This window comes from Pedobacter polysacchareus (assembly GCF_019802255.1).
In the GTDB taxonomy this organism is placed as follows: domain Bacteria; phylum Bacteroidota; class Bacteroidia; order Sphingobacteriales; family Sphingobacteriaceae; genus Pedobacter; species Pedobacter polysacchareus.
In genome coordinates, this window is sequence record NZ_JAHYSS010000002.1 from 49,951 (window position 1) to 71,909 (window position 21,959).

Genomic DNA, 21,959 nt, shown 5'->3' on the forward strand with positions numbered 1-21,959 from the left:
TTTTCTGAGCTGGCCTTTTTAATGGTGTTATTATTTAAGATCGAGCTGGTTATTTCTTAGACTTTTCGATGATCTCTTCTACAACTGTTGGATCCAGCAAGGTGCTGATGTCTCCAAGATTGCTGATGTCGCCTTCTGCGATTTTTCTTAAAATGCGTCGCATGATTTTACCTGATCTTGTTTTAGGTAATCCGCTTACAAAAAGAATTTTATCTGGTTTAGCAATGGCACCAATTACACGTGTTACGGTTTGTAAGATGTCTTTACGGGTAAGGTCCGCATCACTATGGATATTAGGAAAAATGACGAAAGCATAAATACCTTGTCCTTTTACTTCGTGTGGGAAGCCTACTACCGCACTTTCCACGACACCTGCATGCATATTGATGGCATTTTCAACTTCCGCAGTGCCGATACGGTGACCGGATACATTGATGACGTCATCTACTCTGCCCGTGATTCTATAATAACCATCTTCATCTCTTAAGCAGCCATCACCGGTGAAGTAAAGGTCTTCGTAAGTAGAAAAGTAAGTCAGTTTGCAGCGCGCATGGTCACCATAAGTGGTTCTGAGCATTCCTGGCCATGGGAACTTGATACAAAGGTTGCCATTCACGCCGTTTCCTTCAATTTCTTTCCCGTTTTCATCCACCAGGATCGGTTGGATACCCGGCAATGGTAAAGTAGCGAAACTAGGTTTTGTTGGGGTGACGAAGGCAATAGGAGAGATCATGATGCCACCGGTTTCTGTTTGCCACCAGGTATCTACAATCGGACATTCTCCTTTTCCAATGTTCTCATCAAACCAATGCCATGCTTCTTCATTGATGGGTTCTCCTACGGAGCCCAATACGCGAAGCGAACTCATGTCGATGCCGTTTAAAGGCTCCAGTCCGAAGCTCATTAAAGAACGGATCGCCGTTGGCGCAGTATATAAGATATTTACTTTATGTTTTTCTACCACCTGCCACATTCTGGAAGCATCAGGGTAAGTAGGGATGCCTTCAAACATCAGCGTAGTTGCGCCTTGAGAAAGCGGGCCATACACGATGTAAGAGTGACCAGTGATCCAACCAATATCAGCTGTACAGAAGAATACTTCGTCTTTCTGGTAGTTAAATACGTTAGAGAACGTATAACCAGCATACACCATATAACCGCCAATGGTATGTACTACCCCTTTTGGCTTACCGGTAGAACCGGAAGTATATAAGATGAACAGCAGGTCTTCGGCGTCCATTTCTTCTGCCGGACAGTTGGTATCTACCAGTTTAATTTCATCCTCCCACCAGATGTCACGGCCTTTCAGCATAGATACTGGAGTTCTGGTATGGGTTAAAACGATCACACGTTCTACGGTTGGGCATCCGATCAGGGCATCATCAATCACTTCTTTCAATTGAATCTGCTTGTTTCCTCTAAATGCACCATCCGCGGTGATGACCACTTTACATTCCGCATCATTGATCCTATCTGCAATAGATTTAGCAGAAAATCCACCAAAAACTACGGAGTGTACTGCACCAATTCGGGCACATGCCAATACAGCAACCGCAAGTTCCGGTACCATTGGCATGTAAATACAGACACGGTCGCCTTTTTTAACGCCATTCTTTTTCAGCACATTTGCGAAACGGCAAACTTGCTCATGCAGTATTTTATAACTTAGGGTAATGCTGTCTTTTGTAGGATCGTTAGGCTCCCAGATAATGGCTGGTTTATCTCCATTTTCTGCCAGATGACGGTCGAGACAGTTTTCTGTGATGTTTAATTTAGCGCCCTCGAACCATTTGATGTTTGGTTCTGAGAAGTTCCAGGATAGTACTTTATCCCATTTCTTTCTCCACAAGAAATTATCAGCGATCCCTGCCCAGAATTGTTCAGGTTGGTCCACGCTCAACTTATAAGTTTCTTGATACTCTTCAATCGAATTAATTTGCATGATTTGGTTTATGTCAACAACTAAAACTCAAATATAACTTTATTCAGCCCCTATCAAAATTTTAATATGATCTTTTAGTCTTGTTTTTTATATGATTTTTGTAAGAAAGGTGGAATATTGATGCTTTTATCGTAATTTATTGGGTATAAAGGGGAAATCTTTATGCTCCACATGTTCTCTCTGCATAATTTGTTCCGCCTGCTTTACAATATCCGGCTGAGCTCCAGCTAAATTGTTGTTTTCCTGTGGATCAACAGTCAGGTCATAGAGTTGAATCTGGGCATTTGGGTTTTTGATGACACCTTCTTTTATCGCTTTCCATTTTCCGATTCGTACCGCTTGACGGCCACCATCTTCATGAAATTCCCAATAAAGAAAAGAATGCTGGGGTTGTTTTCCCTTTTTTAATAGGGTAGGCAGGATAGAGATGCCATCGGTATTGGGAGGTGCCGGCTGTCCGGTGATTGCTGAAAAGGTAGGGAAGAAGTCCCAGAAGGCACCAATATGAGCTGATACTTGTCCGCTTTTAATTTTTCCAGGCCAGGAAATGATCATGGGTTCCCTGATGCCGCCTTCTGTAAGCTGTCTTTTGATTCCTTTAAATCCAGCGCTGCTGTTAAAAAACTCCGGTTCATTTCCTCCTTCGCGGTGCGGGCCATTATCGCTGGTAAAGACCACCAATGTATTTTTATCTAAGCCCAGGGCTTTTAGTTTCGACAATACTGCGCCTACATAGTTGTCCAGGCGAGTCACCATTGCAGCATAAGCGGCATGAGGATAGGCTTGTGGCTGGTATCCAATACCATTCCAATCTTTTTTAACTCCTTTGGGCTGTTCATTGAATTTTTTCTTATAGTATTCAAGTGAGGGATCACCATCTGGTAATTGGAGTGCGGCATGTGGCAGGGTATAGGACAAATACATGAAGAATGGCTTGGATTGATTGGCTTCCATGAAGGATAGGGCACGCTGCTGTATCATTTCCGGCGCATAATCATTTTGCTGGCTGGCTGTATTGTTGAGCTCCACGCATTTTTCATTGTCCCATAGGTGATCGGGGAAGAAGTTGTGCGATTGACGCTGGCAGTTATAACCATAAAACTGATCTATTCCCTGTTTTATAGGATCCCCTTCTGAACCTGGAAATCCCATTCCCCATTTTCCAAAGCAGCCGGTGGTATAACCTGCCTTTTTGAACATTTCCGGCATAATGAAAGTCGCGTCGGGCAATGGCAGCTGACCTTCCGGTTTAATTTCATAGTTTCCTCTGATCGGGGTATGTCCGGTATGTAAGCCGGTCATTAAAGAGGCTCTTGAAGGCGCGCAAACAGATGTTCCCGCGTAAAACTGGGTAAAGCGCATGCCATCGGCTGCCAGTCGGTCGATATTTGGCGTTTCAATCAGCTGCTGTCCATATACACCGATATCTCCATAACCCATATCATCCGCCAGTATAAAAATCACATTTGGCTTTTGCTGCGCTGCTGCCAACAGGGAAAAGGTGCTGATCAGTATTGTAAAAAATGATCTTTTCATATTTTTGCTTTCTTTGTAAGGGAACAGCATTGCTGCTGCTCCCTTAGTATAAATTAATAACCTGGATTCTGTTTCAAGGCTGGGTCTGCTAATATTTCTTTTAATGGGATGGCGTATAAATACATTTTTGGCGCCGTAAAACTCAGCTGATCTACAACAATTGGGGTATAGGTAAAGGTGTTGCCTTGTTTTACAATCCTCATTCCCCTTACGGAAGCGTTTCCTACCTGTTCAGCAATTTTCCAGCGCCGGATATCCCAGAAACGCTGTTCTTCAAAAGCCATTTCAATCCTTCTTTCGTTTTGAATCGCTTTGCGCATTTCTGCCTGATTCAGGTCTGTTCTTAAGCCATGAGCATAACCGGTAACTGCTCCAAGCGGTATTCCTGCACGGTTTCTGAGGAGTTTCAATTGTGTTAAAGCTTCCGCCTGATTTCCTGTTTCGTTGATGGCTTCCGCATAGTTGAGCAGAATTTCTGCATACCTGAAAATAGGGAAATTATGTGTTTGATCCTGATAGGCAGTTGCGGTACCGAAAAGGCCAAGGAACTTACGCATATAATAACCGGTTCGGGTTTGTAAACGCATTCCTCCGGGCCTGTCTAAACCTCCATCAAATGTTTCGACTGCTCTGTTCAGCCAGCTGGCGCCGTTGAAGAAAACGGTTAAGCCTAACCTTGGATCTCTATTGGCATAGGGATTTTGTGGATCATAAGGCAGTGTAGGAGCGGTCGCATCAATCGCTCTGCCATCACTCATAGGGAAAGCATCTACTAAATTTTGCGAAGGATTAACATAGCCATTACTGGCATTAGGTTCGGCAAAGCCGATAGGCGCATTTGCTGTTTCTAATGTTCTGTTTTGTCCTTTCTGGTAGGCCAGGATGACTTCCGAATTTTTCCTGTTCAGGAATGCGCTGGTAAAGGCAGGAGTTAGGCTGTAAACATTTAAATTGATCAGGTCTTTGGCAGCATTTGCTGCCGCGAGCCATTTGTTCTGATCATTAGTAGGATTGTTAAGCGGGCTGGCCGCATACAAAAGTACTCTTGATTTTAGAGCATAGGCGGCTCCTCTGGTAATGCTGCCTAGAAAAGTGTCCAATACCGGCTCTGTTCTCAGCAGTGGTTTGATGGCCTCACATTCGCTTAGGATATACTGCAAACACTCGTCGAATGTGTTTCTGGGGATATTGCTCAGTTGATCATGTAAACCAAATACCTGATCGCCGAGCAAGGGCACGCCGCCATATCTTTTGAGGAGTTCAAAATAATTCATAGCCCTGATGAAGCGGGCCTCAGCTTTCCAAAACTTGATGGACACAGCATCATAGGGTACCACGTCAATCTTAGAAAGAAATATATTCACTTTTCTAATGGAGGCATAACTCGTTGCCCAGCGGTCGTCTGGATTTGTTCCGGCAGTGATTCCTGATTTTGCCAGCAATTCTATTGGGCTTCCGTATCTTGAAGCCAGGGCATCATCGGTAGCCGCATCCAGCACCACATTGTCTATCCGGTTAAATCCATCCGGCAAATAAGTATACAGGTCATTTCTTACCCATTGGGCATAGGTACCATTCTTATCAAATTGATCGTAGATGATATCCGGGTTTACCAATTCATTTGGTACCTCTTCATATTTTTTGCAGGAGGAGGCCAGTATTCCTATAAAAAACAGGATTATAATTTTCGCTTTCATAATTTTTTCTTTGATAACTCCTAAAATTTAACTGTTAAACCACCGTTAATCATCCTTTGTAAAGGGTAATCCAGACTCAATCCTTCGGGATCAAAGCGCTTAATTTTTGAGAAAGTAAGCAGGTTGGCTCCATTGACGAACAAGCGTACCTGTTTCACTTTTATTTTTTGCAGGAAACCAGCCTGCAGTTTATAGGCGATTTCTGCATTTTTTAACCTTAAAAAGTTTGCTTTTTGAATCCAATAAGAAGAACTGACGTTATTGTTGATGTTGGGGCCTACAGATAAGCGAGGATAGGCTGCGGTATTGGCTGTTTCTGGGGTCCAGCGCTCGAGGTGCTGCTCAAATGCGTTACCTGTGCCGTTATTCTGAAAAGCCCATTCTCCTAAACCTGTCACCATCAGACTTCTGTTTGTAATGCCCTGGAATAAGACAGACAATTCGAAGTTCTTATAGTCAAAACCCAGGCTAAATCCATAGTAAACTAATGGTTTGTTGCCTCCAATCGCGGTTACATCGTATTGATTGATGACACCGTCATTGTTTAGGTCTTTATATTTAATGTCACCTGGCTGAGATTTATAACCTTCTACAACCGGGCCCTCACCAGCCATTTGTACATAGCCATCGGCTACATATCCATAAAGCTGTTCCATTGGCTGTCCTTTTTTTGCCATCCAGCTATAAGGCATGGTAGGCTCATCGTTTTCAAGGACTTTGCTGCGGTTTACAGAGACATTGCCACTGATGTGATAGCCAAAATCACCGATTTTATCCTTCCATCCGGCAGTAAATTCCAGACCTGATAATCTGGTTTTTCCCAGATTTTCTAAAGGGTAAGCGATGCCTAAAAGCGAAGATGCTTGTCCGCGGATTTGTAATACATCCGAATAAGTATTGCTGAAATAATCAGCTTGTAGGTATGCTCTGTTGCCTGCAAAGCCCATATCTAAACCGGCATCAAATTTTGTAGATTTTGATGCGGCCACTGAAGTAGGGAGGCCTGCTTCCTGAGTTCCTTGTACTGCCGAAGGGCCTGTGCCAAAGTAATAAGCGCTGCCTGTGTTGATGTAAGAATATAGATACGCATAGTATAATGGGTCGATCATCCCCACTTTACCGTAAGTGGTCCTCAGTTTTAAGGTATTTAGGAATCCATCTTTACCAAAGAAATCTTCTTTGTTCATATTCCAGCTTAGACCAGCTGCAGGATAAAAGTCGTATTGTTTTCCTTTTTTATACCAGTTGTTTCCGCTATAAGAAGCGGAGGCCTCCAATATATATTTATCTTTAATGCTGTAATTTGCAGAGACTCTTCCGGTATTGAAATTTTGAGGCAACTGGCTATTGCTTCTATAAGTCTGCAGGTTATAAGCCATGACCACATCCAGTTTATTGCCATTCGCTTCAAGACCATATCCTGCAGAACCTTCTGCAAAGAATTGCTGATTTCTATTGGTCACCGAAGAAGTGTTTACCTGAGAGGTTTGTGTCCCATATCGCTGGTAGTTAGGCTGACCTGTAACCGGATCAATCAGCAATTGGAAAGTCTGAAAGTTTTTACTGCGATCGATTAGCTGTAATGATTTTGCATAAAATGAAATATTGGCTTTGACCCATAATCCCTTCCAAACATCATCCATCTGCCGGGTTAGGGCAAGGTCGCCAAATCCGTCTGATGTGGAGTTTCGCGTATACCCTCTGTAAACAGACTGGCCATAGATGTTATTGCTGAATAATGCATTTCCACCCAAAGATCCGTCTGGATTGAGCACAGGATAGGCACTTGAAGGCGTGTTCAATAAACTGTTGTAAATCGCATTACCTGTTGATCCGGGCGAGTTTTGATCCGCAATGCTTGAATATAGGTTAATGCTTCCTTTCAGACGCTGCGTCAGCTGCATTTCCAGATTTGTTCTGAACACAAAACGCTCATAATCCGTATTGGTATTATAGGTGTTCTGGGGAAGGGACTTTAATAAACCCTCCTGCTTCAAATAATCCAGAGAGATAAAATAATTGACGTTTTTATCTGCCCCTTCTGAGTTCAGGTTGTACCTACTAAATGGGGCGTTTTCTTTAAAAATCTGGTCTTTCCAGTTTACGTTGGGATAGAGAAAAGGATCGGAACCGTTTTTATAGGCTGTAATTGCTTGGGGGCTATAAATTGGCTGACGGCCATCGTTTCTGAGCGCTTCATTGTAAAGTGTGGCATAATCACCTGCTGAAAGCACTTTACGCTCTTTCATACTATTGCTCAGCCCGGTTTGTGCGGTCGCCTCAAAAGAATAACCCGCAGCTTTTTCTCCTTTTTTTGTGGTGATGAGTAGGACGCCATTTGCACCTCTGTTGCCATAGACTGCAGTAGATAATGCATCTTTTAACAAGGTTACTGAAGCAATTTGTTCTGGATTGATTCCGGTAAGGTCTCTGGGAATTCCGTCTACGACGATCAAAGGTACACGGCCTCTAAGCACCACAGTTGGGGCATCCAGCCCGGGCTGTCCGGTAGCTTGCAGGGTGTATAATCCGGCCAGTCTACCTGATAACGCATGGTAAATGGAGGAGGCTGGGTTGGAAGTAAATGCTTTTCCACCTTCCAGCAGGCCGATTGCGCTGACTTGTCTGAGTTGGAGACTGTCGGTTTTCTCCTGTGCTTTTCCTCCGGCGACTGTGAAAATAACGATGCCTGTCTGCAGCAATAACAATCGCTGATGGCGTCGAATGGTATGATATAAATATGAGATCATGAGTTACGGTTTAAGATTGATTGATAAATTCCAAATCCTGCTGGATTACCACCCTGGATTTTGCTTTACTTCCCTGTTGATGCTGATTTCGGCAGTTGGAATAGGGAATAAGTAACTGTTTACTTTAAAGTAACGGGGGGTTCTTACGTTGATTTCCGCATAGGTATAAGTGTTACCGGTTTTAGTAATCCTCATTCCTTTCAGGAATTTACCATCATATTCTGCTCCCAGTTTCCATCTTCTTAAATCGAAGTAGCGCTGTTCCTCAAAAGCCAGTTCAATAAATCTTTCGTTTTGAATGAGCAATCTGGCATTGTCCTGCGTCATTGAAGCTGGGATCCCATACCTGGAATCGGTTCCAGCATTTATTCCTGCACGTTTTCTCAGGGCGATTAATTGATTCAATGCGGTGTTTGTCTGCCCGCTTTCATTGGCTGCTTCTGCATAATTTAGTAGAATCTCCGCATAACGGATGAGTGGCTGACAGCGCTGTGTGTTTGCGGTACTGTTTCCATAAACGAGTTCATCACACATTTTACGGCAATAATATCCGGTATTTGTAGCCGTATTTGCTGTTGCAGCCTGAATGCCATCCTGAGCAGCACCAACGTAGGTATATACCGGCGCCATGGCATTGACGCGGCCATCAAAATACATTGCCCCATTGTAAATTACGGTGTAATCCAACCTTGGGTCTCTGTTTGCATAAGGGTTTGCCGCATCAAAACCTGATCCTGCTTCTCCTTTGAGTTTGCCGTTTTTCATTGGAAAGGCGTCTACCAATTGCTGAGAAGGATAGATTAAGAAACTCCCTCCTCTGGTAGGTGGCAGCCAGTTGCCTTCAAACAGTTTATTGTTGCCCAGCATTCTTTGAAAAATAGCTTCCGAATTGGCTCTATCCAGGAACATTTTATAGAAACCATTTCCTGGTCTGGTGGCATTGTCTTCTACCAGTTGGTATTGATTCAGGTCCATCACCGCTTTACTTGCGTCCATTGCCTTCTGCCATCTGCTCGCATCAGCATTTGGATAGGCGGTTAGTGGAATTACGGCGGCATCGGTGGCGAGACTTCCTCCATTGAATAGTGGGCTGGCAGCAGAAAGTAATACTCTTGCTTTCAAAGCCAATGCGGCTCCTTTAGTCACCCTTCCGTAATCCAGTCCCTGATTGGTTAAAGGCAATTGGGCCGCAACTGCATCCAGTTCCCCAACCACATAATTTACACAGGCTTCATAGCTTGACCTTGGATCTGTATTGGGTGCAGCCAGTCCTTTCACTTCATCTCCAACCAATTGTACACCACCATAAAATTTCAGCAGAAAATGATAAAAATAGGCCCTTAAAAATCTGGCTTCTAATTTCGATTTTGCTTTCAAATTCGCTGATAATGGAGCATTGTCAGCATTTTTAAGGTAAATGTTTGCCATTCTTATCCCCGTGTATAAAAAGGACCAGTCGTCATTGTTGGATTTTGTGAAGGCAGTTCCAAAACTACCTTGAAACATTTGGATGGGTACATTCTGACCACCTGGCCAGCGCGATTCCGCTTCATCTGTTGCGGCAGCAAAAGGTGCCCCCAGACTGTTTACTTCTACAGGATCCGATTGAAAAGCTACGCGGCTGTAAATTCCCAGCAGAAAAGCCGAAGTCCTTGCGCTATCTGCAAATACCGTAGTTTCATCCAGATCATTAGTGGATTGGCTGTCCAGGAAACTGTTTGCTTTTTTACATCCTGTTGAAAGCCCAAGAAATAAGGCAATACCTATTGTAAGTGTATAATATATCTTTTTCATAATTGTCCTATTTAAGCGTTACCGATAATCCAATGTTTATTAACCTGGTAGTTGGGTATACATATCCATATACATCACTGGCTACTTCAGGGTCAAACTGATAGCGCTTGTAGAAATCGGAAATGGTAAAAAGGTTGTAACCATTGGCATAAATACGCACTGCACTTAGTCCTAATTTATCTGCAAATCCTTTTGGCACCCGGTACCCAATCTCGGCAGAGCGCAGACGCAGGAAGTTGGTGCTCGTTGCCCAGAAAGTGGAAAGGTTGCCTGATGGGTTCATATAAGTTCCGGCAAAAGTGGTGGTCAATGCCGGGAAAGTAGCGGTGTTTGCAGTTTCCTGGGTCCACCGGTCTTTATGAAACTCCTGCAGCTGAGTTTTGAAGGGAACAGCGGAATCAAAACCGGTATAAGACTCTCCATTTAGGTTAGATTGGAATAACATAGAAAGGCTAAAACCTTTATAGTCGAATCCGATGGTGGTTCCGATCACGGTATTTGGCACGTTGGGGTTACCTACGTAAGCCATATCCTCTTTATTGATGATGCCATTGCCATCTAAATCCTGATATTTTAACCAGCCTGCTTTAATTGTTCCCGGAGGTCTGGCCACTGCAGGGTTATCCACTTCTTCCTGGCTATAGAACTGCCCGGTCCAGATGTATTTTTTGGCAAGCCCTACAGAAAGACCTGTTCCTCTTTGCCATGGCTTTGAGGGATCCACTTCCGGCTCATCCATAAATACGATTTTGTTTTTTGCATAGCTGAAATTTGTTTTAATGCTGTAACCCAGGTTACCGATTCTTGATTTATGAGTCAGCTCAATTTCAAAGCCTTTATTGGAAACGGCACCAAGATTTACGGGAGGCAAGGTTTCCTTAGGGACCCCATACGCTGCGGGAACGGTTTGTCTGTTGATCAGGATTTTATCCCTGAAGTTGTCAAAGTAATCAAAACTACCACTCAGCTTGCCGCCAAACATGGAAAAGTCCAGACCCACATTTGCTTTGCGTTCTGTAGCCCAGGTCACGTCGTTATTTCCAAGTTTACCTTCAAAGATGGTCGGGAAAGCATTGGCTGTTTCTCCGAGATTATAGCCAGATCCATTGCTGTAATAGCTTTCGTAACCATACTGGTAACCAGCAATATCATCACTTCCGGTATAGCCATAAGAGCCTCGGAATTTAAACATCTCCAAAAATGGAAGGGCATGCTCCATAAAAGATTCTTTGGAAATGTTCCACCCTGCGGATACTGCTGGGAACCAGGTATATCGCTTTTGAGAGGTGAAATTGGAAGAACCGTTATAAGCACCACTTACCTCAAACAGGTATTTTTCTTTAAAATTATAGGTTCCTCTGAAGGTATATCCCAGGAAGTTGTTTGGTGGTTTGGCAGCCACAACTTTACTGGAACGGTTGTACAGGAGAAGCCCGGCTACGTCATGATCGCCAAAAGTTCGCTGGTAGGTTAAAATCCCTTGATAGGTAATGATTTTAGCCGGGAGATCTGTACCTGCTCCAGTATAACTAAGGCTTAACGGAGCTACACGATATACGTTAATGTCTTTTGGGGTATAACTCCCATCTGTGGGATTGTAATAAAAGGAAGGGATTGCACCCCTGCTCAGCGTTCGTGTGGCAGCATTGTTATTTGAATAGGCGAATAATCCTTTTAAAGAAAGCCCTTTTGTGATGGCGTCTAATTTCTGAACTGCAGAAAAGTTAGCGCTCAGGAAGTTGTTGAAATTTCTGTTGTAGCCACTTAATGCAACAATGGCTGCCACACTATTCATTCCATCTCTGGGCGAAAAGACCGCTGGATTGGCAAAGCCAAAACTGCCGTCAGGATTGTAAACCGGATAGGCGTAAGCGTTCACATATTCATATTGGGTCATCTGGAAGCCCAGATTTCCTACATCCGGAGCATTTTTCTCACTGAAAGTACCGTTTAGATCCAGGCTTAATTTTAGGGAAGGCGTGGCGTCAATGTCTAAATTAGACCTGAATTTATAACGTTTAAAATAGTAATTCGTATTGATTGGTGATTTGTCTGGAACCGGCATTGCACCTTTATATTCCAGTTTATTGAATAAACCATCCTGAAATAAATAACCTACGGAAGTGAAATATTTCACTTTTTCGGTACCTCCGGAAATGTCTACATTATGATCTGTCTGAATGGCAGATTTGCCGAAAACTTTGTCGTACCAATTGATGTCCGGATGCCCGTATGGATCTGTACCGGATTGAAAAAGGTCCAGGTCTTGCTGTGTAAACTGCGGTTTCTCATTGTCATTTGCCAGGGCTTCATTACGAAGCAATGCTGCATCATAAGAGCCGAGCGCTTTAAAAGGAGAAATGGCAAGATTTAGTCCGACTTCCGACCTCACATTGATCACTGGCTTACCTAATTTACCCCTTCTTGTGGTCACGAGAATAACGCCATTGGCTCCTTTAATCCCATAAATGGAGGTGGAAGCAGCATCTTTCAGAATGGAAACATTTTCAATCTCATTTTGGTCAATCATTGCAAACTGACTCAATTCATATTCGATATTGTCCACCAGAATCAATGGAGCAGTAGAGAAACCGGAAAGCGTGCTGACACCCCTTACGTAAATCTGTGCGGCATCATTACCCGGTTGGCCGGTTCTCTGCAAGGTGGTTAAGCCGGTCACTTTACCGGTAAGCATGTTCTGCAAACTTGCACCTGGTGTACTATTGATTTCTTCGCGGGTTACCTGGGCCACAGAAGAGGTGACAGTCGCTTTCTTTTGTTTGCCATATCCTACAATAACCACATCGCCGCCTAATTCCATAGCAGCAGGAACCATTTTGATGAGCACATTATTGGTCGCTTTTACTTCCTGGGTATTATAACCTACATAGCTGATCACCAGGATATCATCATTTAATAAGCCTTTAATGGCAAACTTTCCCTGACTATCGGTTATGGCGACTTGTCCGCTGCGCTTTACTTTCACAGTTGCACCAGGAATGCCTTGTCCGGTTTCATCCAGTACTTTTCCAGCAGCATCATTCATCAGGATCATCTCCAAAGGGGAGGAGAGTTCCACTTTGCGGATTTTGACCGTAATGATTTTATTTTTAATGGAATAGGTTAAAGGCTGATTGACGAATACCTTCTCTAAGGTTTCTTCTAAGGAGAGCTTGTCTACGTTAATATTTACCGGGTTGGCTTTTTTTATGGTACTGGAGATATAAACCAAATCATATCCACTTTGCTTTCCAATTGCCTTTAATACCCGTTCCAGTGAAGCATTTGTTCTGGATAAAGTGATTTTATTTTGAGCATAGGTGGATGCACTGACCTGCATCAATACCGTAAAACTCAATAACAGGGTTAATTTCATGGTTAGTAGTATCTTATCCTTGACATAGGATGCCCTATACGAGTTAAAATCGTAAAATTTCATACATTTGGTTTGTTTAGGTTTGAGACAAACGCCGGCACATGAGTATGCACCGGCAATTCATCAATTTTGATTCTCTATCTTATTTTTGAACAGGGCCTGAACACCATAGGCCAGGAGCGCTCCAACGCTTCTGGTCCTTATTCAGTCCATCGATTCGAGGTGTAAAGTTTACTTCATAACGGTGATCCTCCTTCCTTCTACTTTAAATCGAACTTGTTCCAGGGATTCCAATGTGTTGAGGATTTCTGAAAGGCTTCTTGATTTTGAGACGATTCCTCCGATTTCCACATTTTCTATTTCGCCCTGATAAACGACAGTTACATTGTATACCCTTTCAATGTTTCTCATGATGGTTTTTAGCTCTCCATCAAGAGAGATATAGCCATCTTTCCAGGCTAATGCTTCTTGCAGGTCGACTTTTTTAACGTTTAATTCATCATTTTCTAAAATGGATTGTTCACCGGGTACCAAGGTTTTGTATTGGCTTGCAGCGGATTGTTTTTTGCTTCCTGAATCCATATTGACGAGTACACTTCCTTCTGCAAGGGTAGTTTTTACTGCGGGTTCATTCTGGTAGGCATTGATGTTAAAATGTGTGCCTAAAACTTTTACGACCTGCCCTCTGCTGATGACTTTAAAAGACATCCCCTGGTGTTTTGCCACTTCGAAATAGGCTTCCCCGCTGAGGATAACGCTTCTTTCTTTGCCCATAAACTGTGGTGCATATTTTATGCTGGACATCGCGTTTAGCCATACTTTAGTCCCATCAGGCAGGTTGATCTGATATTTACCTCCTGCAGGAGTGGAAATGCTATTGTAATCGGATTGATCCTCTTTTTGGCCTTTTGAAGGATGGGTTATTTGTTCCCCAGTAATATCGTAAATCAATTGCCCATCAGAAGTTTTAGTGATTTTTATACCCGATTGCTCTGCGATTTTACCATTTGCAGCATCGGTGAGGCTGATTTTTTTGCCATTGGCCAGGGTGAGCACTGCTTTATTTTCCGGTGCATTGATGGCGTATTTCTGGTGTGCTCCATATTGGACTGCCTTTTCCGGACTCGAATCCTGCTGCGTGAATAGATAGACAGATAAACTGATCAGGACGATTGCTGCGGCGGCATATCGATAAATTGTTTTCAGCCGGTAACGTTTAACCGGTTTTGGAAGGGCTTTATCTTTTATTTTATCCAATAACTCCGGGTCAGGAAGGTCATAGCTGAGCGTGTCATTCAGCTTTTTCTCATACCTGGAAAGCAATGCCGAATAGGCATCATCGTCCAGCCCTACCAGGTATTCATTGAATGCCTGGTGTTCTGCTGCGGAAGCAATTCCTTTGGAGAACTGATCTAAAATGTTTTCTATTTCCTGCTTTTCCATGTCTTCGATTACTTGTAAGACGGAGCCGATTGAAAAAAGTACACCTGCTTTTCTGAAGAATTATTGAAATAAAATTCTAGCTAGAAAAGACGATGGAAGAAGTTAAGAAAGGATAAAAATAAACCAACACAATAATGGCCAGCCGGTTTTATGACGCAGCTCCTTTTTAATGATGTTGATGGCTTCATAAAGCTGCTTTTTTACAGCGGATGAAGAAATATGGAGTGCCTCAGCGATTTCATCTATAGACATCTCCTCCTCCATGCGCATGTCAAAAATCCTGCGTCTTTGCGGAGATAAGCCCTGTAGTGCCCCCTTTGCAATTTTATAATACTCGTCATAAACCAATTGATCATGGACGGAGGCGAGCTCTTGGCTGGCCGCATTTCCTACCTTATTGATCAGGCGTAACTGTGAATCCTGACGCCCCCGTTGGTCCAGCAGTTGATTTTTCGCCATTTTAAAAAGATAGGATTCAAAAGAGCGCAATCCCTGGATCTTTTCTTTTCGCATCCATACTTTAAGGAATACGTCCTGAATCACCTCTTCTGTATCCTCCTTGTTCTGATTGGCAAATGGATAAATAAAACGGTAAAGTTTAGGTACATAGGTATTATATAGAGCAGCAAATGCTTCCCAGTCCCCTGAAGCTACCTTCTCTAATAATTCCTGATTTTCAATATTCGTTTGCAACCCCCTAATGTTAACAATAATATTACATCCTATAAAACTTGCTCAAGTTACATTTTATTCAGACTCAGATGTTATTTTTTTGGGATATACATCAATTTATTTAGCAGGGTTGTTTCTGTTAAATCAGCGCATAATTCTTGTATATATTATCACTGTCGTTAAACTTTAAGGGGGGATGAGTTGTCTATGGATAGATACTTAATCATAAGCTATGAGCAAACAGTTGTACGATCAGATTTCAGGGACGTTAAGAAGGGCGGAACTGGCAAACCAGCATTACCAGACGGAATCTTTAAAATGGAACCTTGATCCGCATAAATCTGCTCATCAGGAGATGAGGGCTGCATTAAAAGAAATCTATGAAATACGGATCCCGCTCAGGATTGTATCGATCATGAAAGCGATTGCGCTTCCGGGGTTAAATCAATTGATTTTACATGAAGTAATGCATCCGGAACTTCATACTGCCCAGCCGGCTTATGGTGTAACCCCAACTTTATATCATTTAGAAGAATATAAACCGATATGGTTACAGCAATTGGGGGCTCAGGAAAAGCCGGAACTGATCCATTATATCAACGATTTGCGAAGATATGTGTTACAATTTGAAAACCTGCTGGGTGATTTAGAAGAATCTGTCACTTCATAATCCGTATAAATGTTGTATATTGCACCCCGAGAGCATCCACGGTAGGGATCTGGGCAGCAGTCCGTAACACGCTGTAAATAAATTCAAAATATTTTAGATACCTACTTGATGATTACAAATATTTTATTGATATTTGCACACTCTTAAAAAAATTAAGAAAACATAATTAACACTATATTTAAAGGCATGTCTAGAGTTTGTGATTTAACCGGAAAAATGGCAATGACAGGTTTTAATGTTTCTCACTCAAACGTTAAAACTAAGCGTAAGTTTTATCCCAACTTACAACTTCAGAAATTTTATATTCCTGATGAGGATCGTTGGATAACCCTGAAAGTTTCTACTTCAGCTATCAAAACCATTAATAAAATTGGTATTACTGAGGCGATCAATCGCTTCATGAAAAAAGGATATTTGTAAATAACATTGGTTGATGTGAATCGACCTTAAGATTAATAAAATGGCAAAAAAAGGTAACAGAGTACAAGTTATTCTAGAGTGTACGGAGCATAAAACTAGTGGCATGCCTGGTATGTCTAGATATATCTCTACTAAAAACCGTAAAAACACTACTGAGAGATTAGAATTGAAAAAATTCAATCCAGTTTTGAAAAAGGTAACTGTACATAAAGAAATTAAGTAATACATTTAGTATTTAACTAAATACAATCTATTTAGATCATGGCAAAAAAGGTAGTTGCAACCCTTAAAACGGGAAAAGGTAAAGAATATTCGAAAGTTATTACGATGACTAAATCACCTAGAACAGGTGCATATTCTTTCAAAGAAGTTATTGTTCACAACGATCACGTTCAAGATGCTATTGCATCCAAAAAATAATTTTAATATTTAATTATATTAAAGCCGTCCCTTTTAAATGGGAGGGCTTTTTTTGTTTAATTAGACATTGTATGGGTTTATTCGATTTTTTCAAGAAAAAGGAAACTGCTCCCGAAGCGCAGGAAGCTCTAGACAAGGGTTTAGAGAAGACTAAAGAGGGCTTTTTGAGTAAAATCACAAAGGCCGTTGCGGGTAAGTCGACAGTAGATGATGATGTGCTCGATAGTCTTGAGGAAGTTTTAGTGACTTCCGATGTTGGTGTAACTACCACCCTAAAAATTATTGACCGTATCCAGGCTCGTGTAGCTAAAGATAAGTATTTATCCACCTCAGAACTGCACCGTTTGCTGCGCGATGAGATCCAATTGATGCTTTCTGAAAACAATAGCAATGACTTCCGTAAGTTTGAATATGGACAGCATAAGCCTTATGTGATTATGGTAGTTGGTGTAAATGGGGTAGGTAAAACCACCACCATTGGTAAACTTGCCCATAAACTTAAAGCTGAAGGGCTGAGCGTAGTTTTAGGTGCAGCCGATACTTTCAGAGCAGCAGCAGTAGAACAGATCAAACTTTGGGGAGAACGTGTTGGCGTAAGAGTAGTGGCACAGGCAATGGGTTCAGACCCTGCTTCTGTGGCTTTCGACACTTTGCAATCTGCAGTCGCCAATGGTGAAGATGTAGTGATCATTGATACTGCCGGACGTTTACACAATAAAATTGGCCTGATGAATGAATTGGGTAAAATTAAGCATGTGATGGAAAAGGTAATTCCTTCTGCGCCACATGAGATATTATTGGTATTGGATGGTTCAACAGGGCAAAATGCCTTTGAACAATGTAAACAGTTTACTGAGGCGACCGACGTAAATGCATTAGCCATTACCAAACTGGATGGTACCGCTAAAGGTGGTGTCGTGATCGGTATTTCTGATCAGTTTAAAATCCCAGTAAAATATATAGGCGTTGGCGAAAGCGTAAACGACCTGCAATTATTTGACAAAAAAGCATTTGTAGACAGCTTGTTTAACTAATTTTTAGTTCAACAGAAGAATTCTACTCCAAATAAAAAATCATGAATACAAAAACCACATCTAAAATCATTCCTGTTAAAAAACCTAAAATCAATGTCATTACTTTGGGTTGTTCTAAAAACCTGTATGATTCAGAAGTTTTGATGGGTCAGCTTCGTGGCAATAGCATGGATGTGGTCCATGAATCCGATAAAATGGGAAAAGATGATATTGTAGTCATCAATACCTGCGGTTTTATCGACAATGCCAAGCAAGAATCAATTGATACTATTCTTCAATATAGCGAACTTAAAGACGCCGGTAAAATTGCCAAGGTAATTGTAACCGGTTGTTTATCTGAAAGGTATAAGCCAGAATTGGAAGCGGAAATCACTAACGTAGATGCTTTCTTTGGTACCAACGATCTAAACAATATCTTACATTCCTTAGGGGCTAATTATAAGCATGAGCTGATTGGAGAAAGGTTATTGACCACTCCATCTCACTTCGCTTATTTTAAAATTGCAGAAGGCTGTAACCGCCCATGCTCTTTTTGTGCCATTCCTTTGATGCGTGGAAAACACGTTTCCAGAGACATGAATGAATTGGTAAATGAAGCAAAAATTCTAGCTGCTAACGGTACCAAAGAATTAATTCTGATTGCACAGGATCTGACTTATTACGGTTTAGACATTTACGGAAAACGTAACCTGGACGAATTGTTAAGACGCCTTTCTGATGTCAATGGCATCGAATGGATCAGGTTACAATATGCTTATCCTTCAGGTTTCCCAATGGAGATTTTAGATGCGATGAACGAACGTGATAACATCTGTAAATACCTGGATATGCCTTTACAGCACATCACAGATAACATGCTGAAATCTATGCGTCGTGGTATCACGAAACAAAAGACCATCGATATTGTGAACCAAATCAGAGATAAAGTGCCTAATATCGCTATGCGTACTACTTTAATTTGTGGTTACCCAGGCGAAACAGAAGCAGATTTCGAAGAGATGCTAAGTTGGGTGGAAGATACCAGATTCGATAGATTAGGTTGTTTCACTTATTCTCATGAAGAAAAAACTCATGCGCATGACCTGGTTGATGATGTACCTGCAGAAGTAAAACAGGAGCGTGTGGATGCCATCATGGAATTACAGCAAGGGATTTCTTATGAAATCAATCAGGAAAAAATCGGTCATACCTATAAAGTACTGGTAGATAGAAAAGAAGGTGATTTCTTTATTGGAAGAACTGAATTTGACTCTCCTGAGGTTGATAATGAGGTTTTAATTGATGCTAAAACAGGTTATGCTGCGAATGGAAGCTTCGTTAATGTGAAGATTGACAGAGCTGAGGATTTCGATCTATATGGACAAATTGTAAAATAAATTTGTGATGTATTGACTTCTGGTTTATTAACTTAAATTCGTAGCAATGCAGGCCAAATACATCTCTTACCAGGAAACCAATGCCTTCTCCACCGCTGTACTGGATTACATCGACGGAAAGGACCAGTTAAGTGCTTTTTATAAGTACACACCGGATTTCGAAGGCTTTGCTAAAGCCATCGCTAACCGCGACTTTAAAGGAAATAGGTCTGTATTGACCGAGGTTCTAAAAAAGCAATATACTACCATTGAAGCACCCGCTTTAGTGGAACAAAATATACAACTTCTAGCTGATGACCGGACTTATACCATTACCACCGGTCATCAGCTTAATATCTTTACCGGTCCACTTTATTTCATTTATAAGATTGTCACTGCCATTAACCTTGCAAAAGAGTTAAAGGAGAAGTTTCCGAATGAAAACTTCGTACCCGTTTATTGGATGGCTACAGAAGACCATGATTTTGAAGAGATCAACCATGTGAAAATCGAAGATAGGAAGCTCAGCTGGAATAAAAATGCAGCCGGAGCAACGGGAAGATTAAGCACCAAAGACATCACAGAAACTTTATTGGCTTATAAAGGTTATCTCGGTATTACCGAGAATGGCTTGCAATTGGCCGGATTGGTAGAAAAGGCTTATGGAACACATGAAAAACTTTCTGATGCCACCAGAGAGCTGGTCAATGGCTTATTTGGAAAGTATGGACTGGTTTGCGTAGATGCAGATGAACCCGCGTTAAAAAAGGAATTTGCGCCTATTATCGAAGCAGATATTATTGGCCAGCATAGCTTTAAACATATTTCTGAAAGCAATGCTGCTTTGGAAGCCAAAGGTTATAAGACTCAGGTAAACCCCAGGGAAATCAATTTCTTTTACATGACAGACCAGTTAAGGGAGCGCATTATAGAAGAAGATGAAGTGTATAAGGTCATGAACACTGACATCCAGTTCAGCCTTGATGAATTAAAAAAAGAAATCAATGACTTTCCTGAACGCTTTAGTCCGAATGTAGTAATGCGTCCGGTATATCAGGAAGTGATGCTGCCAAACCTGGCCTATATTGGTGGAGGTGCAGAGTTGACTTATTGGTTACAGCTAAAAGCAAACTTCGATTATTATCAGGTAGATTTTCCGGTTTTGTTGCTTAGAAACTCCGCATTGGTGATCGATAAACGTTCTGAACTAAAAATGCAGATTCTTGGTATCAGTCATAAAGATTTGTTTAAAAATAACGAAACACTTAAAAACGATTGGATCAAAGCCCATGTTAATTTACAGCTGACATTGGGGGATGAGCAACGTACATTGAGCGCCATTTTTGATCAGATTAAACTCAATGCTTATAAAATAGATAAAACACTTTCGCAATCGGCTGATGCTGCTAAAACTAAAGCGCTAAAATTGATTGTCAGCCTGGAGAAGAAAATGCTGCGCGCTGAAAAGCGAAAGCATGATACTTCTTTATCACAGATAGACAATTTGAAAGGGAAACTTTTCCCAACAGGGGTGCTGCAGGAGCGGGTGCTGAATATCGCACCTTTGTATGTAGCCTATGGCGATGAGTTTATCGCTTCCCTGATTTTGAATTTCAAACCATTGGACCATCAGTTTACGGTTCTATTTGCTTCATAAATAATGATTTTTCACACTTTTACAGAACAAAATTTACGTCAATTTACGGAAAGGGTATTCCTGAAAATGGGCTGTCCTGCAGTCGATGCGCAATTGGCAGCAGATGTATTGCTAAAATCAGATTTGCGTGGAATAGATTCTCATGGAGTAGCCAGGTTAAGCGGCTATGTTAGATTATGGGAAAAAGAACGCATCAATGCGACACCTAATGTGCGTGTGGTTCATGAAACGCCAACTACTGCCACAGTAGATGGAGATGCAGGACTAGGACTGGTGGTTGCTCCTTTTGCCATGAAAGTAGCGATAGAAAAAGCAAAGATTTATGGGAGTGGATGGGTAGCGGTTAAAAATTCTAATCATTTTGGAATTGCCGGATACCATGCTTTAATGGCGGTAGAACAAGATATGATTGGGGTAAGTATGACCAATGCAAGTCCGTTGGTTGCACCAACTTATGCGAATGAAAGGTTACTGGGGACCAATCCGATGTGTTATGCTTTTCCTGCTGGAAAGTATCCTCCTGTAGTGGTGGATATGGCTACGGCTGCGGCAGCAAATGGGAAATTGGAAATTGCTCAAAGAGCAAATCTGCCAGTCCCTGAAGGTTGGGTACAGGATAAAGATGGGAATGTTTCTACAAATCCACATCAATTGAAAGATGGCGGGTCTCTTTTGCCTTTAGGCAGTGATAAGGACCATGGCAGTCATAAAGGTTATGGGCTAAGTGCTACAGTAGATATTTTATCAGCAGTGCTGTCAGGGGCGAATTATGGTCCTTGGGTGCCTCCTTTTGTAGCTTTCCTGGAACCATCGGCCAATCCTGTTGGACAAGGTATCGGACATTTCTTTGGTGCGATGCGCATTGATGGCTTCCGTCCGGCAGCAGATTTTAAAGACCATCTGGACAATTGGATTGAACGTTTTCAATCTGCAAAGACGGTAAAAGAAGGTCAAAAAGTAGTGATTCCTGGAGAGCCGGAGTATGCTTTTGAACAGGAACGTAGGGTCAAGGGGATTCCAATTATCGATGTGGTCGTTCAGGACCTGAATGAACTGGCGGAAAAACTAGGGATTGAAGGCCTGGCTTAAATTTAATATCTTATTCCATTGTTTGAGGTGGAACCTCAGCTCATAAAAAAACCTGATCACAACCGTGATCAGGTTTTTTATTTTAGTTACCTGGAGCTTAAGCA

General features: G+C 41.9%; 16 protein-coding genes. 8 read left to right on the plus strand and 8 right to left on the minus strand.

Annotated elements, in window-relative coordinates; translation table 11 throughout:
* Positions 1-49: 49 nt before the first annotated feature.
* The 8 genes from acs to K7X70_RS04165 form a co-directional block, all read right to left on the minus strand.
* Complete coding sequence (gene acs, locus K7X70_RS04130; protein ID WP_222535883.1) at positions 50-1,942, minus strand: acetate--CoA ligase; 1,893 nt, start codon at positions 1,940-1,942, stop codon at positions 50-52.
* 126 nt (positions 1,943-2,068) lie between these two features.
* On the minus strand, positions 2,069-3,478 hold the full coding sequence (locus K7X70_RS04135) for an arylsulfatase (protein ID WP_222535884.1): 1,410 nt from the start codon (positions 3,476-3,478) through the stop codon (positions 2,069-2,071).
* A 53-nt stretch (positions 3,479-3,531) separates the two neighbouring features.
* Complete coding sequence (locus K7X70_RS04140) at positions 3,532-5,175, minus strand: RagB/SusD family nutrient uptake outer membrane protein (RefSeq protein WP_222535885.1); 1,644 nt, start codon at positions 5,173-5,175, stop codon at positions 3,532-3,534.
* A 20-nt stretch (positions 5,176-5,195) separates the two neighbouring features.
* Positions 5,196-7,925 carry a SusC/RagA family TonB-linked outer membrane protein gene (locus tag K7X70_RS04145; RefSeq protein WP_222535886.1) on the minus strand — a complete coding sequence of 910 codons (2,730 nt, stop codon included), beginning with the start codon at positions 7,923-7,925 and terminating at the stop codon, positions 5,196-5,198.
* A 45-nt stretch (positions 7,926-7,970) separates the two neighbouring features.
* Positions 7,971-9,719 carry a RagB/SusD family nutrient uptake outer membrane protein gene (locus K7X70_RS04150; RefSeq protein ID WP_222535887.1) on the minus strand — a complete coding sequence of 583 codons (1,749 nt, stop codon included), beginning with the start codon at positions 9,717-9,719 and terminating at the stop codon, positions 7,971-7,973.
* Positions 9,720-9,726: 7 nt separating this feature from the next.
* Complete coding sequence (locus tag K7X70_RS04155; protein ID WP_222535888.1) at positions 9,727-13,095, minus strand: TonB-dependent receptor; 3,369 nt, start codon at positions 13,093-13,095, stop codon at positions 9,727-9,729.
* Positions 13,096-13,326: 231 nt separating this feature from the next.
* The gene (locus K7X70_RS04160; protein ID WP_222535889.1) at positions 13,327-14,538 is read right to left on the minus strand and encodes a FecR family protein; all 1,212 of its coding nucleotides are present in this window, start codon (positions 14,536-14,538) and stop codon (positions 13,327-13,329) included.
* Between the two features lie 102 nt (positions 14,539-14,640).
* Positions 14,641-15,231, minus strand: coding sequence for an RNA polymerase sigma factor (locus K7X70_RS04165; protein ID WP_222535890.1), 591 nt, complete (start codon positions 15,229-15,231; stop codon positions 14,641-14,643).
* Positions 15,232-15,442: 211 nt separating this feature from the next.
* On the opposite strand from K7X70_RS04165, the gene K7X70_RS04170 reads away from it, so the two are divergent.
* From K7X70_RS04170 to K7X70_RS04205, 8 genes are all read left to right on the plus strand, one after another.
* The gene (locus K7X70_RS04170; RefSeq protein WP_222535891.1) at positions 15,443-15,880 is read left to right on the plus strand and encodes a hypothetical protein; all 438 of its coding nucleotides are present in this window, start codon (positions 15,443-15,445) and stop codon (positions 15,878-15,880) included.
* Between the two features lie 186 nt (positions 15,881-16,066).
* Entirely contained in the window at positions 16,067-16,300 is a 234-nt protein-coding gene (gene rpmB / locus K7X70_RS04175) for a 50S ribosomal protein L28 (RefSeq protein WP_039866682.1), read from the plus strand.
* Positions 16,301-16,340: 40 nt separating this feature from the next.
* On the plus strand, positions 16,341-16,523 hold the full coding sequence (gene rpmG, locus K7X70_RS04180) for a 50S ribosomal protein L33 (RefSeq protein ID WP_008242799.1): 183 nt from the start codon (positions 16,341-16,343) through the stop codon (positions 16,521-16,523).
* A 38-nt stretch (positions 16,524-16,561) separates the two neighbouring features.
* A complete protein-coding gene (locus K7X70_RS04185; RefSeq protein ID WP_082461406.1) occupies positions 16,562-16,720 on the plus strand; it encodes a DUF4295 domain-containing protein in 159 nt (52 codons plus the stop codon).
* Between the two features lie 71 nt (positions 16,721-16,791).
* Complete coding sequence (gene ftsY, locus K7X70_RS04190) at positions 16,792-17,754, plus strand: signal recognition particle-docking protein FtsY (RefSeq protein ID WP_222535892.1); 963 nt, start codon at positions 16,792-16,794, stop codon at positions 17,752-17,754.
* Positions 17,755-17,795: 41 nt separating this feature from the next.
* Positions 17,796-19,130 (plus strand): 30S ribosomal protein S12 methylthiotransferase RimO, encoded by a 1,335-nt coding sequence (gene rimO, locus K7X70_RS04195; RefSeq protein WP_062546966.1) that lies wholly within the window; start codon positions 17,796-17,798, stop codon positions 19,128-19,130.
* A 46-nt stretch (positions 19,131-19,176) separates the two neighbouring features.
* The gene (gene bshC, locus K7X70_RS04200) at positions 19,177-20,766 is read left to right on the plus strand and encodes a bacillithiol biosynthesis cysteine-adding enzyme BshC (protein WP_222535893.1); all 1,590 of its coding nucleotides are present in this window, start codon (positions 19,177-19,179) and stop codon (positions 20,764-20,766) included.
* Between the two features lie 3 nt (positions 20,767-20,769).
* Positions 20,770-21,855 carry an Ldh family oxidoreductase gene (locus K7X70_RS04205; RefSeq protein WP_222535894.1) on the plus strand — a complete coding sequence of 362 codons (1,086 nt, stop codon included), beginning with the start codon at positions 20,770-20,772 and terminating at the stop codon, positions 21,853-21,855.
* Positions 21,856-21,959: the final 104 nt, after the last annotated feature.